The organism is Campylobacter sp. US53 (assembly GCF_004378995.1).
Classification (GTDB): domain Bacteria; phylum Campylobacterota; class Campylobacteria; order Campylobacterales; family Campylobacteraceae; genus Campylobacter_D; species Campylobacter_D jejuni.
Map to the genome: position 1 here is coordinate 1 of NZ_RYYH01000033.1, position 261 is coordinate 261.

Genomic DNA, 261 nt, shown 5'->3' on the forward strand with positions numbered 1-261 from the left:
ATCAACGAAAACATCCTTGCTACTAAAAAAGGTTTAGAACAAGACAATCAAGCCGTTAAAGAATCAGTTCAAACCGTATCAGTCGTAGAAGGTGGTAATCTAACAGCAAGAATTACTGCTAATCCTAGAAACCCTCAGTTAATAGAATTAAAAAATGTCTTAAATAGATTATTAGATGTTTTACAAGCTAGAGTAGGTTCTGATATGAATGCTATTCATAAAATATTTGAAGAATATAAAAGCTTAGATTTTAGAAATAAA

Annotated in this window: 1 pseudogene; it reads left to right on the forward strand. The window is 29.5% G+C overall.

Going from position 1 to position 261, the window contains the following annotated elements:
• Positions 1 to 261: pseudogene (locus tag ELQ05_RS08175) on the forward strand (methyl-accepting chemotaxis protein); the annotation flags it as partial.